Annotated in this window: 8 protein-coding genes; all 8 read right to left on the bottom strand. The window is 52.0% G+C overall.

Annotation, left to right across the window (positions count from 1 at the left end; all coding sequences use genetic code 11):
* Positions 1-740 precede the first annotated feature (740 nt).
* The 8 genes from AM586_RS28330 to zorA all read right to left on the bottom strand — a co-directional run bounded on the left by AM586_RS28330 (position 741) and on the right by zorA (position 15115).
* A complete protein-coding gene (locus AM586_RS28330) occupies positions 741-2207 on the bottom strand; it encodes a hypothetical protein (RefSeq protein WP_162600579.1) in 1467 nt (488 codons plus the stop codon).
* A 168-nt stretch (positions 2208-2375) separates the two neighbouring features.
* Positions 2376-2960: a hypothetical protein gene (locus AM586_RS22475; protein ID WP_197416390.1), complete on the bottom strand. Its 585-nt coding sequence runs from the start codon at positions 2958-2960 to the stop codon at positions 2376-2378.
* Between the two features lie 365 nt (positions 2961-3325).
* Entirely contained in the window at positions 3326-3928 is a 603-nt protein-coding gene (locus tag AM586_RS22470) for a hypothetical protein (RefSeq protein WP_162600578.1), read from the bottom strand.
* A gap of 368 nt (positions 3929-4296) precedes the next feature.
* Positions 4297-6426 carry a DNA recombination protein RmuC gene (gene rmuC, locus AM586_RS22465; RefSeq protein WP_229411076.1) on the bottom strand — a complete coding sequence of 710 codons (2130 nt, stop codon included), beginning with the start codon at positions 6424-6426 and terminating at the stop codon, positions 4297-4299.
* 395 nt (positions 6427-6821) lie between these two features.
* The gene (locus AM586_RS22460) at positions 6822-10676 is read right to left on the bottom strand and encodes an SNF2-related protein (protein WP_060566735.1); all 3855 of its coding nucleotides are present in this window, start codon (positions 10674-10676) and stop codon (positions 6822-6824) included.
* Positions 10676-12412 carry an EH signature domain-containing protein gene (locus AM586_RS22455; RefSeq protein ID WP_047823400.1) on the bottom strand — a complete coding sequence of 579 codons (1737 nt, stop codon included), beginning with the start codon at positions 12410-12412 and terminating at the stop codon, positions 10676-10678. The genes AM586_RS22460 and AM586_RS22455 overlap by 1 nt, the downstream gene beginning before the upstream one ends.
* Positions 12406-13110, bottom strand: a complete 705-nt coding sequence (locus AM586_RS22450; RefSeq protein ID WP_047823401.1) for an OmpA family protein — start codon at positions 13108-13110, stop codon at positions 12406-12408. Before AM586_RS22450 ends, AM586_RS22455 begins: the two co-directional genes overlap by 7 nt.
* Before the next feature lies 1 nt (position 13111).
* Positions 13112-15115 carry an anti-phage ZorAB system protein ZorA gene (gene zorA, locus AM586_RS22445; protein WP_047823403.1) on the bottom strand — a complete coding sequence of 668 codons (2004 nt, stop codon included), beginning with the start codon at positions 15113-15115 and terminating at the stop codon, positions 13112-13114.
* Between the last annotated feature and the right edge of the window lie 443 nt (positions 15116-15558).

The following is a 15558-nucleotide window of genomic DNA, read 5'->3' as shown; positions in this document are numbered from 1 at the left end:
TGAATTCAAGGAGGCACGTTACCCATGCCTTGTGCGCCCATGGCCTGACGATTCTGTTTCCCTCGTCGTGAAGGATACCGCGGTTTCCCATCAGCGCCCCCTAACTGGGACCGAGCATAAACTGCCCCATGGGTCGACTCGATTTTGTAGAGTGGTTGAAGTCACTGAATGTTCCTTAAAGAGGGATACGCGGTCCCGGCATCTGTTCAGTCCCGCTTTTGGCCTATCGTTCAGCGCGAGGCGCTTTGAAACTTTTTGCCAAAACTACGTAGTACAGATATTTCCCGCAACATAGTTGTAATTTCTTACCCCTGTCGACCGGCCGTACTTCACTACCCAGACGCCTTACATCCTGGACCAAGGCGCTGGCCGAAAAGAACCTCATGGGCTGCTAGTTCAGCAGAGCACACAGAAATGCCCCTGGTTTGTGGCGCTTGAGCCAACTCGACACATACGCCGGTAGCGCAAAGCTGGCAGCGCGAGACTTCGGGAAACCATACGCAGCAAAGCCAGGAACCCATCAGATGATTGAGTAGCGAACTCTGTGCTTTAGCCTCATTGCACCATACCCGTTACGAGGTCATCCTCGCATCAGTCGAGTCGCCAAAACGCTTCGACGGCGCCACTGCTACATATCATTAAAATCTCAACGCGCGACATTTTCAATTCGCCACCACTGTACACATTGTCATAGCCTATATAGCCTTTGCGCTAAACTAGCTCTCTATGGGCTGGCTAATCTATCTATTTGAATAAGACACATCTTCTTTTGGAGCATCGGGAGGAATTCTTTGAGAGATAAGCATTCCTCCAGAGGTAAACAAGGTCGCACGCGTCGGCCTTGATGGAATCATGGATTTTTCTTCATTCGAAATTATCAAAGATTCGGAGATTCTCTCCATTCTAAGAAGTAACGAAGTTTTCAGAAGAAAATTTGGTTTATCGAAGAATTCACGGATTCTGGATACATATGATGATATTAACCAACCAACTCTTACGGAGCTGATATCGCCGCTTAAACGGCGCATCGCAATAAGCTTCTCCCGAAATTTCTCTACGAATTCGTTTACGTTCTCTGAGCCGGAATAAACTTCAGCGGCGGCAAGATAAATTCCAATCGCCCTTCGGATTCGCAGCTCGTTATCAAAATAGCGGTTAGGAAGGCCCACGACTAACTCTTCAAATACGACACTATCGCCCAGCATCCAAGTAAGGCTCCCAAATTGGGCGTGCCTGATGCGCGAATTATCTATAAGCCCCCGGAACTGGTCAATGGCTTCAAGTACTAGCAAAAGTTTGCAAACATTTTCGATTAATCCAATTGAGGCAGATTCCTTCTCCTCATCGTTTTTAGAAGGCGGGTCAACTATAGTAATCTGTAGCGCCTTATTAGCGTCAACGCTAGTATGGACGCATACTGCAGTTTTAACATCTTTTGGAGAATCGCCGACCCAAAAAATCGGCGGCAAATTAGCTAACTGCGCCAGTCCCTGGACAATCCTAAGCCAACGGTCATCTATTGAGCCGCCTTTACTCTCGAAGACATGCCAATCCTTTTTTTCTGAATAAACTAAATAGTCTGGCGATTTCTTAGAGGTTGATGAGTAATTTACTAGTGGGCCAATTCCGTTGACAGCTTTAGTGTAAATGCCGGCATGCAGAAAGAGGTCTAAACGGTCTCCGCCTGTTCTCAACCAATTCTGAGCGGCAATGTACGAACCAATACCACCAATGATAAATGATAACGCCGCTTTTTCAGAAGTCTCTACATGGGCATAAACGGGCTTAATAGTTAAGGCGTGATTTGCATTTCTTAAAAGGCACGATGTAACTAGGGCAAGACGACTTAGCAGATAACGGGCCAAATCACTCGCCTCTGCTGGCTTCATTGCCAAACCAGATGTCCACAGATTATGCCGCCCGTATCCTCCCTCAAGTGCTGCGCATATTATGTCGACACCACGGAGAATACGCTGGGGAGGCAACGAACCCGTAACGTGTATCTTTAATTTATTTACTTTATTGAAGTTTGCCTTAATAAACGAATGTGGTTTCCTATATTCCAATACGCCGTTTTTCCCGGCCGTTTTCACATGTACAGTTTGGCTTGAAGATGACTTAGGGAGAAAATAGGTGAAGCTATTGCCAGCGGGCGTCACAACAGAGGGCTTAATTTTTATTGTTGACTTTGGCGGTGATTTCGTCATGGTTATTCTACGTTATTACTCCAACACAGCGATGTGATTAGCGACGAGCCCAAGTAATGATGAAGTCGGCCTGTTCACAGAACACTTCCAAGCCGTGCCGCCAGATGTCCCCCTCGAACTCCTCGGCTCCTTTTTTACCAAACCAATCATGAACATGGTGTCGACCGCCTACCGGCGCTCGCTATCAACTATGACGCTCGCGGACGGGTGAGCAGCTGGCACGAACCCTATGGCGAAGGCTTGCAATATCGAACGTGGTGTAAGCACTTTCACGACTGAAGCCGAGTCAATGATTTTGGGCATGCCGTAACCACTAAACGACCATGGCAAACAGCCCCTAGATGAAACGAGGTAAGCGACTTCCTCATGCTCGAAAATCGCGCCTTGAGGCAGCTCAGACAGCGGCGCATCGTACGTCTCTTTGCCACCACCAGAAATCGCGCGCTCAGCGTGCAGGATTTTGTCAATATCAGGCATCGAGGTCGAGGTGCGATGTTCTGGCTCTACGTTCGCGCGTAACCACGCGTCCTTAAACTCTAAGTGACGGGCCCGCTGGCAGTACGCGCACGGCCGATGCCCCGCTGCGAAAGCGGTCGCTTCGTCTAGGAAGAAAAGCTCTGAGTAGTTCCCTTGAGAAAACGGCTTTGAACGCTTGATTCCTTTGAACTTAAGAAGGCAAGTCACCCAAGCTTTATGTGCCCATGGCCTGACGATTCTGTTTTCGTCGTTGTGGAGGATGCCGCGGTTTCCCATGAGCGTCCCGCGGTTAGGGACCGCGCACAGTCTGCCCCATGGGTCGATACAGTTTTGTAGTGTGATTGAAGTCAATCGTGTTATCCGTATTCAGCGAACAGTAGACTAAGTACCGTCATTTGTGCAGTTGTCGGCATTGTTCTCACTACCGAGCCACCCTTATTACTGATAGCGTCAGACTGTCATGTGACGCAAAAAGCTAATCGTATATTTTGATGCGCGAGTAAATTTGACAAAGCCAGGGCGCTTTATTTGACCTGCGCAATTCACACTCTAGTTGTTGTGCGCAAACTTGAAATCCGCCCTCGAAATTCTCTGAACTGCCTCTACTTTTGGCAGCGTCCACATCTATATGTGAAAACGAGTTAGATGCAGAAAACATAATTTTTGTTTGTTACGCGACATTTAAGTAACCCATTACTGGTTTTGACCAAGTAGTTTTCGCCGGATGGCTGAGTATTGGCGTAAGAAATATTTGGCCATGTGTAAGTAATAGGCGCTATTGGTTTACTCCAATTGGTGCCGAAGTTACTCATCATTGCCGCCATCTGTTGCCGCTCTTGGGCACGCGCCAAGGAAAGGTCGCTCGCGATGTTCATATACGAGTTCGCATAGTCCTGGGTCACCTTTGGAAGGTATTGTTCAAGCTGAGAACAGTTGGTCTTTATGTCTCCGCCTTCAGCGGTCAAACGGTCAAAGTTTGTTTGGTAAATCTGCTTGTATTGGTCTCTATCCAAAACACTAATATCGAGAAGTTGAGCGCTCACATTGCTATATGCATAGGCTATGTTTTTATCGACAGCTTTATTGGCTAAGCACACGTTCACCATCGCATTCCCTAGCGCAATGTGATTAAGCGTCTTATCACCCATATTATAATGGGCGACCATAGTCTCCATCATATGCTCGCATCCGGCAATAAACGGGGAACACAGCATTGCAGCCACTACAACAATTCTATTTTTCATATATCCTCAATTTCGGTCAATGTAATCTATAAGTTTTTTATATTTTTTAATGGTAGCATGAAACGATTTACTGCAGCGTCCGTGATTTCGCATGCTCAAAATTAAGCGGTTAAATAAAAAATATCTAAAGACGCTCAGCGCTGTTTGCAAGGAAGGTTAATGACGGGCTTACAGCCGCTCGTAATCTGCTTCCTATCAATCTCGAATGAGAACAGAGCTGACGGAATAGACCGCCATACATCATGGAACTTCATCGTAAAGCTCTTTTTGAACTATGCTCGACATGACGATATAGGGCCGCGAAATCCGGCCGATACATCACCTTCAGAAAAACGAGTGCTCTCTGGTGCGAACTTGCTTCTAAATTCTTAGGTTGCCACAACTGGAGGCAACGAAACCACATTATTTCCTTGGTGCTGTGTATCGTCCGCAGACATTGCTAAAGTCGTGGCTGGCAACGTCTTGGTCGGCTTCACTCCTAAGTCACGAAGCATCTCAGCCTGCCTGATGACATTGCCCCGGCCGCCAGCGAGCTTCCCATGTGCCAGGTCATACGCCTTCTGGGCTTGACTCAAGCGATTGCCGACCGTCTCCAGGTCCTCCACAAAGCCGCAGAGCTTGTCATACAGGTCCCCGCCACGTTTTGCAATTTCTTGAGCGTTTTTACTCTGCGCTTCTTGGCGCCACAGGTGAGCCACCGTCCGCACCACAAACAGCAGCGTCGACGGACTAACAAGCAGTACGTTGCGATTCCAAGCATCCATGAAAAGGCTATCGTCGTTCGTCACGGCCGTCATGAAAGCAGGCTCTACGGGGACAAACGCGAGAACGAAATCGAGCGATTTCAACCCATACATCGTGTGGTAGCGCTTTTCCGACAGTCCCTTAATGTGCGAGCGTACGGAATCTAGATGCTGCTTCAGCGCTAACGTGCGCGCCTCGTCATTGTCTGCAGTCGTGAACCTTTCGTAAGCGACCAAGGAGACCTTCGCGTCCACAACGATTTTTCTTTCCTCAGGAAGGTCAATGATGACATCGGCCTGCCCTCGGGAACCGTCCTCTCGCAGCTGACTGTCCTGCACGTGATATTCGTGCCCCTTGCGCAGTCCAGATGCTTCAAGGACGCGTTCCAGAATCAGCTCACCCCAGTTGCCCTGAGTCTTGGCAGAGCCTTTCAATGCGAGTGTCAGATTCTTCGCATCTTGGCTCAGGGACTGGTTTAGTTCGACAAGGCGATGTACTTGTGCCGAGAGAGCAGAACGGTCCTTACCCTCATTGATGTAGACTTCTTCGACTTTGCCCTGGAATTCTGTCAGCTTTGTTTTCAATGGCTCGAGCAGTAGACTTATACCTTCTCGGTTCTGCTCGGCGAAGCGCTTCGACTTCTCTTCCAAAATATCGTTGGCCAGGGTCTTAAACTGGTCAGAGAGCGAAGTCTTCGCCTGTAGAAGAAGCTCAAGCTTCTCGGCAGAGTTCCTTTGTTCGGCCTCTGCCTGGGTTCGAAGATGGGTAAGCTGGTCAGTTAACTCGTTCACCCTAGCCTCTGCCTCGGTAAGCGATGTTTTCGCTACCCCTAACTCGTCCACCACCCGCGAAGAGGTCGTACGTTCAGCGTCCAACTCGGCTCGAAGCTTTCCGTTGTCGCGCGCACTCGCTTCCCTAAGGTCTGTCAACTGCGCATTGGTTTCGCCGAGCTGCCGAACTGCATCCTGCAGCTGGTTTTCCAATCCTGGTAGTCGAGTTGTCTGCTCCTCGAGTGCAGCACGGCGTTCCACGGCATCTCGCAGCTGAGTGTTGACAAGGCTAGCTTGCTTTTCTGCCTCAATAAGCTTGGATTCCAAAACTGGCAAACGAGCCGCTTGCTCTTCAAGTGCGGCTCGGCGTTCAACAGAAGTCCGGAGTTCGCTATTGAGCTCGGCGAGCTGTTTGGACGCATCTTGCAACTTAACCTCTAGGTCAGGAATACGGAATACCTGCTCTTCTAACGTAGCACGACGCTGTAATGATTCCCGCAACTGAGCTGTTGCCTCGCGACATTGCTGCTCCAGTGAGCTATGGGCAAGTTGAAGTGCCTCAAAACGCTCTCGCAATGACTCGATAGATTGAGCCTTTTGCGCTTCGCTACTTGACAGTCGACGATTCTCATCAAGGCTTGTCTTCAGTTGTTCCGCTGCCGACCGTAGCTCAGCCTCGACTACAGGTAGCCGGGAAATCCGTTCGGTGAGTCGCGCCTGCTCATCGCTCAGCTCATCGAGAGTACCTTGGAGGACGGCCAATGACTGTGTCTTCTGACGTGCATCTTGTCTAGCTGCCTCTAGTTCAGCCGTTGCCGAACGAGCTTTTTCGGCCGCCTGTGCCATTTCAACTTGCAGTCCCGTTGTCGCTGTCGCCACAGCAGCCAGACATGCAGACTTAATTCGGTTAGCCATCAATAGCCACATCAGGCAAGCGCCGAGTAATAAGGCCACCAGTGGGAATGCTTGAGAAGTTAGATTCATCACGATATTTCCACATGAATGAGTTGTCTGTTTGAAATCATTCTACTGCGAAAATTTCGTTTAGGACATGTATATTTAGACGGTTACAAGGCGACAGTTACGCTTCAGAGGCATGGCCTCTGTCGCACGACAAAAAGCATCTTAAGTGTTCGCGAGTGAGCCATGAGTGAGAGCGGTTTCGACTCGCGAGACCAGTCGCGCTCTCGCCTGCGCTTAACCGTGGTGAGCATGGCAGGGTTGTAGCGGCTCGACCGACTACCGTGTCTCTAGCTATGCTCCATTGCGCTGCGCTTTGTCCATAACATCGAGGCCATGTTGATTAATCCGGAGCCCACCGGGCACTTCAAAGCCGCAATTCTGCCGTTAGTTGTCACCGATGGTGTGTACGATGAAACTTAGTTCATCGCCCAAGCCTGAAGAGCTTCGTCGAACTCATGGTTTGTCGTTGGATATAGGCCAAGTAACTCTTCTAAACTTGCGCGCGTCACGACCTGGACCTTATTCTCGACTGCGTGCGTCATGGCTCCCTGCGTGAACATCTGATTGGTCACGGCCACGCGCGTGAATAAGGTGTTGGGGTACCTGACTTGGTAACCAGCAGCCCCACCAGTAACATCCTTGATTGCCTCCCAGCCGATACTAGACGCCTTGGAGCTCTTGCACTGAAGTAGCTCGCCCTTGCGCCCTTTAATTGCGACGACATCAACGCCCCCGTCCCCTCGGCGTTTTTCCGTGATACGGGCCTGGAAGCCAAGCTTCTGCCATAGGAGACAACAGAACACCTCAAAGCCAGCGCCATCCATACGGTCGACGTCGTCCATCGTCAAGTAGTGCTTTACTACCCGCTCGCCAATGCCGATGTTGTCTACCAGGTCTGCAAAGCCGACGTCGCCTCCGGAACCATTGAGCATTGCCGAGAGCCCGCCGTCGTCAAGCGTCGCTCCCGCGAGCCCAGCCTTGCGTTTCAAGATTTGGTCGAGGCGCACTTCGAAAGTGTTGAAGTCATCAGCAACGATAGTCGGGCAGTACACAAAAACGTCTTTTTGCTGCCCGATGCGGAAAGCCCGGTCAGTAGCCTGCGCCTCTTTCGATGGATTCCAAGCACGCGTAAAGTGGAAGACGTGGTTAGCTGCCGTGATATTGAGTCCTGCGCCAGCTGCGAGAGTCGACAAAATGATGACATCGAACCCTTGCGAAGCAGTGAACTTATCAATGTAAGCCTGCCTTCCCTGCTTGTCGCCGTTGATAATAGAAGGTTTGATACCGAATGTCTTGTTGAGGAAGTAGTACAGGGCTGCCTGCACTTCCCGAAGTTCAGTGAACACAATAGCCTTTTCGCCAGCAGCCTTAACCGCAGCCAACCGGTCCAAAAGCCACTTCATCTTAGGGGAGTTCTTGAGGTGGACGTCAAACCCTGACTTGTCCATCAAGAACTTCGTACCTGGTAGACAGTAGGGCTCGGCGCATACCGCCTTCATCAAGTGCAGTGCTCCAAACGACAGTTGCGCTCGCTTTTTGCTGTTCGATTCAGCGTTTGCGTCTTGTAGCTTCTTGAGGCCGCCCTTGTACAGTATCCGCTGGTGCTCAGTCATAGGAATCTCAAGCCGCTCGGTCTCTTCCAGAAGCGCCTTGAAACTGAGTCCCTGTTCTTTAACTGATGTGAACGCGAAAAGCTTCGCCTTCAGCTCGCTCGCGATGTCTGCTTTCGTGCGCCTCAGGGTTTGCGGCGCAATCAATGACTGTAGACGTTGAAGAGCATCTCTTTGCTCCTCCGTATCACATTCGATAGGCCTCCGGTACTTTTTCCCGAACTCTTCGAGCGCCCCGAGCAAGCCAGGCTGTACCAGGTCAAAGAGACACCATAGGTCAGCAAGGGAGTTCTCAACGGGGGTTCCTGTACATGCGATACGAAAGTCCGCCTTGAGCTTTTTGGCAGCCAAGGTCACTAAAGTGCCCGGAGTTTTAATACGTTGGGCCTCGTCGCAGATGAGAAAAGCAAATGGCTGCTTGGCTAACGAAAACTCATAGGAGGTCAACATTTCATACGTTGTGATGATGACCTTGGCGGTGCTGGCCCAACCTGGCCTCAACAGGTCGACGATTCCCTTATCACGAAGCCCTTCGTCGATTAGCCCAAGTGGCTGCTTCCGCTCCTTTAACTTGTCTCCGTAGAGAACAAGAACTTCTGGGAACGAGTCATTGAAGAACTTCTTTGACTCACCTTCCCAGTTCTCGAGGAGGCTCTTCGGGGCGAAAATGATGGACGGTGCAGCGTTGGGATTGTGTTCGTAATACCAAGCCAGAACTGACAAAAGTTGGACTGTCTTACCCAACCCCATATCGTCCGCCAGAAGAGCGCCACGACACTCAGTAGGGGCTTTCGAAACAAGATGCTGGAACCAAGCAATGCCGTAAAGCTGGTGCTGCTTCAGCTTGATGGACGGGCGTAGGCACCGCGGGAGTTTGGCACTCCAACCCGCCGGTAAGGCTAAGGACGTGCGCCGCTCTTCCACGTAATCGACGTCGTAGAAATTTGTCTTGACCAGCAGCGTCTGACGCGGCCCTTTTTTGTCTTTTGGTGCACCCGCGACGTCACCTCGAACACGCTCCTGCGCATCGACCATGCTCTTGAAGCTATCAACGAGCTGGCGCGCCTGCGGTGTTGCAATCGCTGTTGGTAAGCTCGGATTGCTAACACTAGGGCTTCCATCTAGCTCTGCTCGCTCAACTTGCTGGTCAAAGGTCTTGACCCATTCTTTGGTCAAAGGAATCACTACCTGACCTTCATGGTCCTGCAACGTAACCCGAACCATAGGAGTCAAGTCAGAAGGGAGCCAAACACCCTCCTTCTCCTCCTCCGTTTTGTCCTTCTGAAAGACCGGCACATAGATGGGTCTGGCAGGCCCAATTCCTTCGATACGCGAGCTATACCCCTCCATTTCGTAGACATCATTGAAGTCGATGCGCTCGGCCGGCTGCATGCGCCAGACGTGGGCAACTTGCTCTCCTTGCTCTAACTGGACAGTACAATGTCCGTCGATGGTCAGGTCGTACTCGCCCCACTTGAGTTTTTGCAAATCGTCTTCGAGCGCACGCTTTAACGCGGAGAGGAATTCTTCAAGCTCCTCAGGCGTATTGAAAACTTCGCAATCAGTGGAAGCAGCTCCATTGGCATAGTGCTCAGTGACCAAGAGGTCAACACTATCGACCCTGGCGTTGGAAGTACGCGTTACCAGGCTAAAGATGGCTTCAACCGCACCAGCTTCAGCTCTATCGGCTTCGAATTCGTCCTCTCTGAATACCTCATGGGCGGCGTCACCCAAGAAGGCGAAAGGATTGTGTACAAACTTCTCTGCCTTTGAACCGGCCACCCGGCGCCCTGGCATCTCCCGCTTGATGACCTCAAGGACTTTGCGAACCGGTTCGGATATGACTACACGCACCCGTCCCGCACCTCGCGTCAAGTCGTAGTGAGGTTGCACAGAGTTAAAGCCATCAAACGCAGTTAGCCAACCGTCGGGAGCACCATCAAAAGTTGGAGCGACCGTCAACACTTTCCCAAATGGCGTCTCGGCTTTTGACTGCGGAAGACGCAAGGTCTCGGGGCTTAGAACAAGGGTGGTTTCGAGATAAGGGTTCGCGTACAGCGCTTGGGCTTCGTCTGCGAATCTTCGAATACGGGCCCAAGCAAGTTCATGATGATTCTGTGACCGCTCACCGTCATCCCGACTTCTAAATGTTGCGATTTCCGATGCTGTTCGCCAAGCTGCTCGAGTGAGCATCTGCGGTCTGCCGTCCACCGTCGCGATACCACCGATTAGCTCAGTGACGCGCAGTTGCTTACTCCCATCAGTCCAGCCTGTGACCTCCAGTTCGAAGTCTCGACCCGATAGCGTTCCTGTCGAATCGATGATTGGTCGCAGAGGGCCTACCGGAGGCAGGTCGAGTAACGCGAGAGCGCCGACGTGCTCAGCCGAGGTTTGAAGCTGGTAGATGTCTTCCCAACGTACGATAGCAGCATCGCGTTGCAGCTTACATTGCTCATCGGAGACAAGCTGAGCAAGATAAGCGCCTAGGACAGACTCCTCCGCGCTAGCAGCAGACAAAGCGTCTAACAAGGCATCCTGAGTCGGCTCGGGCAATGGGTCCGAAAACTCGACTCGCACGCCATCCGCTGACCAAAGTGTTTTCAGAACTGGAGCGGCCGATGTATTCGACGCTGCACGTTTAAAGATGTTGAAGATGCTCATTAATTTTCAGGGAAGTACCAGGCTAGGCGTCTGTCAGACCACTTGAAGCCCATGCGTTCGAGCTCTGCGCTGAGTTGTGTGCGCTGAAGAGGGTCAGCAACCCAAAGGCGACCGCCGTTAGGTAAGTTTCGTCTATCGTCGACAATGGCGCGATTGAACCGGCTCACAATCGCTTTCACTATCGCGAGGTCTGGCCCGCCATGCATTTTCGAAGCGGCCGATATCGAGGGCCGGCCAGGCTTGTCATATGAAGTTTTTGTAGACTCGGCCTTGGCAGCAGTTGTGCGAAAGGTGTTGGTCCCACTACGGGCATCCGGTTGTATGCCAAGCTGGCGCAGGTCAATCTCGGCTCGGTCGTCCCAACCAACGCGATGCACGATTCGAAGAGCGTAGTTGACGTCGGAGCGGTATCCTGCAGCGAGGTCTGATGTTCCACCATCGTAGTAGCGGTCATACGGCTCGAAGGGAAGCTGGTCAGCTTCATACACATAGCAAGCGTTTGGCTTCTTGCTAAATTCAATCACGACGTATGGCCCGAGTTGCATCATGAATGCATCAACCTCTGGCTTGCCAGTCAGTTGTGCGTAAGAGCCCTCTTCGCGGGCTATCAGATTCCTCACCTCCGCATTCGCCTTTTGCAACGCCATTGTGTCGGCACCGAACAGCAAGCGCGTCCACGAAATCTGTTTAAGGTACTTGGACCAGAACGCTAGGCGCCCCTCATCGGCCTTGTTACGTGCGGCCAAAATATCGAAGAAGTCTTTGAGGTTTTGCTCATTGACCCAGGCAAGTACCATCTTCCAAACGGCTTCAGGCACTCGATTCCAAGCCGTAGCGATGCCGGCAGCTTTGAGTTTCGGATTCTTCCAAACAGTAGGCTGGCAAACGAAGTCGCGAAGGCGCTCGTCGGCAGGTGCGCCTTGACAGGCGTGATAGCGATTGAGAATGAATTCGAGCGCTTCATCACGGAAGCCTGGTTTGCTTCGAATGAGGTCAAGCAACTGAGGCAGTCGTTCACGGAACTTGGTGTCACTCTCGGTCGTCGCCTGTTTGACCGCACTAAGGACCAGCGCGTGCCAGAACCAACTGGATGGTGGAATCCCAAGGTCTGACGCTAACCTATCTATGCCGCTGGTGTCTCCTCGCAAGAACGCATTCGCGTACTTATCAACCGGCTGCTTACTGAGCAGTTCCACCTCTTGACGTATCACACTAACCCAGGCTGGGACAAGGTTTCCTTCAGTTTGCTTATCAACGAATGGCCAGGTCTCTGCAAGGAAGTCGCGCAACGCTTCCCAGCCAGTGTGAACCGAGGCGCTTTTCGCAGCGTCAAGGTCGAAATTGAAATAGGAGTAAAGCAGCCCATGCCATGTAAGCCGCCACAAGTCGCCGCATTTTGCTTCGTCCCTGTAGGTCTCCAAGAGATTGAGGAACCGCTCTTGAGCGCCGACTACTGTAGCGCCTGACTGTTCGCGCACAGGAACACAGAGAGCAGACGCCACCATGTCGCGCTGCCATTCGTCTAGCTTGGTGCCTCGCAAGAATGCTAGAGCAGCTGCGTACGCATCCTCTTTGCTGGGCTTGGCCTTCGCGTAGCCTTGGAATATCTCTTCAGCTTGCTTAGCTGGCTTCTCGACCAAGTCGGGAACACCAAACTTTACGTCAGCGAGGCCTAATGTCCCGATGGCTTTAGCTAAGTCACGAGATAGGCTCTCAAGTGCAATGCTGGCTAGCATGTCCCAAATCCCTTAGTGATAAGGACACTCTGAGCAGATGGGGGCTTCTCTCCGATACCCCAGAAATCAACTTTGAACTCGACGCGGCGGCTCTCGGCTTTGTCCTTCTTGATGGAGTTGAACGAATAGCCGCCGACTAGGAAAAGCTCTTGTACCTTACGGAGCTGTTCTGCTGAGAGGGCCGTGCCGCCAGCTGTGTTCTGGAAGAGAGAGCAAACGACTCCGCGGCTACGGTCCAGGCTAAGCTGAAGGTTGTAGAGGTAGGTACCGTCCTCGTCCGTAAAACCTTCGACGACAATGCTCTTAATCCACCGCTGCCCTTCTGGGGTGTCCTTCGCTTTCAAGAGCGTGGGAATGTAGTTACGAAGGAACTGCCCAGCTTCAGGGTTAATCGTATAGCTGCCACTGTCGAAGCGAACCTGCTTACCGAGGTCGATTCGGTAGTTTTGCTGGTCAACGCCAACGCCCGCACTCTTAGGGTCATTAGCAATCATCGCCATGATTTTGCTGATTGCTGCTGTGCGCTCAATGTTCGCCTTCGTAGATGCATCAATGCTCTGTGTGACGGCAACAAGAGTTACCGCCATCACGACAAGGAACAAGACCATCAGCGCAGACATAAGGTCGGAGAACGAAATCCAAAATGGGCTCTCTCCCTCATGCTTTCCCGACCTTCTGAGCAAAACTCGGGCTAGCATTTCACGCTCTCTTCATTCTCTGAACTGCGTTGGCAAGCTCCTGCACGACACCGTTCAGGTGTCCGGTTCCTTGTGCCAGGTGACGGTCGGTTTCGGCGATGGTCGACTTCACTTGGCTAACCAGCGAGTTACCAAAATCACTGAACGCTTTGACAAGAGCTTGATTGACCTGGTCCAAGTGCGCTCGGGCTTCCTCTTCTGAACGGCGCATCGCTTCCGCACTGGTTTTGATACTTTCAACTAGCTGCTGAGAAACGCCTGCTTCCTTTTTCACGGACTCGATGAGGCCCATCAGGGCAGCAACTTGTGTATCGACAGTTCGCCTCGTCGAGTCATATTGCTCAAAACCACGCTGAACGGCGGTCGAGGCAACCTGTAGTGTTTGGGCTACCGAACCTAACGACTCGGCGATGTTGGTAGAACGGTCCAATACGTTCGTTACCGACGTACCGGCGGTTTCGAACTTTTGAGCGGCTGCGCCCATAGTTAGCGCGCCATTGTTCATACCGTCGATAGCACGAAGCGAAACATCACTGAGAACATCAATGTTCCTCTGCGTCTTAGTCACCTGCTCAGAGACCGTGCCAAGAAGTGCTTCAACTTGAGATGCAAGACCGCCTACTAAGTGGTCTGTCTGGCTGGCTAGGCGTTCACTGCGCCCAGCCTCCTCTGCCGCCGCAGTCTTTCGGACACCCTCCATATTGTCCATCGCAGCAGCTACTTCCGACAGCACTTTCATTACTGCCTCATCCATCAGTTGTTTGGATTTGGCCTGCTCCTCTGTCACGAGGCGCCTGAACTCTTGCACGAACTCGCGCATTTGGTCGGTCATCAGCTGTTGATTGTCAGCTGCCTTGCGCATGGCGTCTTCCAGCGTGCCGCTCATCTGAGTGGCCGCCTGTTCGTTAGTTTGCTTGATATCGGAAAGCAGAGACTGCAGGGACGCCTGGACGGCTGTCATCGAGTCCATCGAGCGCTGCATTTGTTCGTTGATGCCGCGCATCTGACCGCCAAAAGTGTCCTCGAGCTTGGCCATGAAGCCCGTCAAGAGTGCCTCCAGCATGGAATTGACCTGTTCGCCGTTACCGCGGGAGGTGGTTTCCATCGCTTCCGAAACACGCTTCATCGGCTCTGCGATTGCGGTAGAGATGGCTTCGCCAATGTGATTACCAAGGGCGACCGTAGTAGCCTCCTGGGCTTGGATTTGCCGCTCGACGAGGTTTGTCATCATCAAGCGGAAGTCCTCTACCAGCGCATCCTTCAACTGAGCGGTACTTGCCGCACTTTGCTCGGAAGACTTGACCAGGCGAGAGAGATACTCCTCCCCTGCTCCAGTCGAGTACATGCTGTCGATGGTGTGCGTAAGCTTCTCAACCAAGCGATAGAAATACGCGAGTGTCAGTCGGCTTACAAAGACGACGAGCATTGCGCAGGCAATAGCGGTACCCGAGGCGACAAATGCGTGCTGCACGCCCATAAGCAGCGGCCCCAGCCCTTTCACCGCCTCCTCGATAGGCGTAGGTCTGAACTGCTGCAAACCGTCTAGAAGGCCAGCAAAAGTACCGATAATGCCAAGTCCGGTAAGGACGCCCGGTAAGTGCCTGGTGAACTCGTCAAAGAGCCGACTGTCGACAAGTACGTCGCGGGTAAAAATCGAGTCGGCCGGCACCGTAGCCCGGACCTCTATAAGCGCATTCTCTCCAGACCCGGCTTTGCGCAGCTCATGGAGGGTGTCATCATACTCAGCCCAAAGGTGCTTAAAGGGCTCCCAACGGAACGCCTTGCCGACTGCCTTCGGGTCAGGAGAAGGATTTGCTTTGTGGAGAGCTTGCGTCGCATGCAGAACCGAGCGAATTTGCGTCCAGACCTTGATACCCATGACGAGGTAGCCAAGGATGAACAGCAACGTCAGGAACACCACAATCAAGAAGATATATAACGGGAACCCGTGCACTGCAGCGAGCGAGGGATTGATATGCGCAAGAGCTGCGCTGATAGAGTTCACGTTCTCTCCTTGCTTGTAACTCAACTGTTAGACAAAAGTGACGCAACCGCCATTGAACACGGCCTGAAGTAATTTTATTGCGCACAGTTCAACATCTTATGCCAAATTGACACTTATGCCTACATGAGATGTACCCGACACAACAGTGCTATGGACGTCCTAGTAGCACACGTTCACAGCGAGGTATGACGTGTTTACGTATAAACTGGCATTAGTCGTCTTGAGGCGGCAAGGAGTCGGCGATGACGCACTTACGGCGGACGTCACCCAACAGCACAGTGGCGTCACCAAAAATCGAAGCGGAGCTGTCACCGATGACACATGGGTTGTTCCATCCCCGACTCGCCTTGCTCTGTATTTTCGTCTAAGATAGAATCTTCCCAGCGCTAGAATTTGGCGGCCGCCTCCCGTTCAACCGATTCCATCGGTCTGGTAAACAAGTC

Origin of the sequence: Massilia sp. WG5 (genome assembly GCF_001412595.2) — a bacterium.
Taxonomy (GTDB): domain Bacteria; phylum Pseudomonadota; class Gammaproteobacteria; order Burkholderiales; family Burkholderiaceae_D; genus Telluria.
The sequence above is the reverse complement of the archived record's forward strand: the minus strand, read 5'-3'. Positions and strand labels throughout refer to the sequence as shown.

What these genes read in the sequence shown, in the direction of transcription:
- AM586_RS28330 (WP_162600579.1), bottom strand. Translation starts at nt 2,207, where the DNA reads ATGACGAAATCACCGCCAAAGTCAACAATAAAAATTAAGCCCTCTGTT.
- AM586_RS22475 (WP_197416390.1), bottom strand. Translation starts at nt 2,960, where the DNA reads ATGGGAAACCGCGGCATCCTCCACAACGACGAAAACAGAATCGTCAGG.
- AM586_RS22470 (WP_162600578.1), bottom strand. Translation starts at nt 3,928, where the DNA reads ATGAAAAATAGAATTGTTGTAGTGGCTGCAATGCTGTGTTCCCCGTTT.
- rmuC (WP_229411076.1), bottom strand. Translation starts at nt 6,426, where the DNA reads ATGAATCTAACTTCTCAAGCATTCCCACTGGTGGCCTTATTACTCGGC.
- AM586_RS22460 (WP_060566735.1), bottom strand. Translation starts at nt 10,676, where the DNA reads ATGAGCATCTTCAACATCTTTAAACGTGCAGCGTCGAATACATCGGCC.
- AM586_RS22455 (WP_047823400.1), bottom strand. Translation starts at nt 12,412, where the DNA reads ATGCTAGCCAGCATTGCACTTGAGAGCCTATCTCGTGACTTAGCTAAA.
- AM586_RS22450 (WP_047823401.1), bottom strand. Translation starts at nt 13,110, where the DNA reads ATGCTAGCCCGAGTTTTGCTCAGAAGGTCGGGAAAGCATGAGGGAGAG.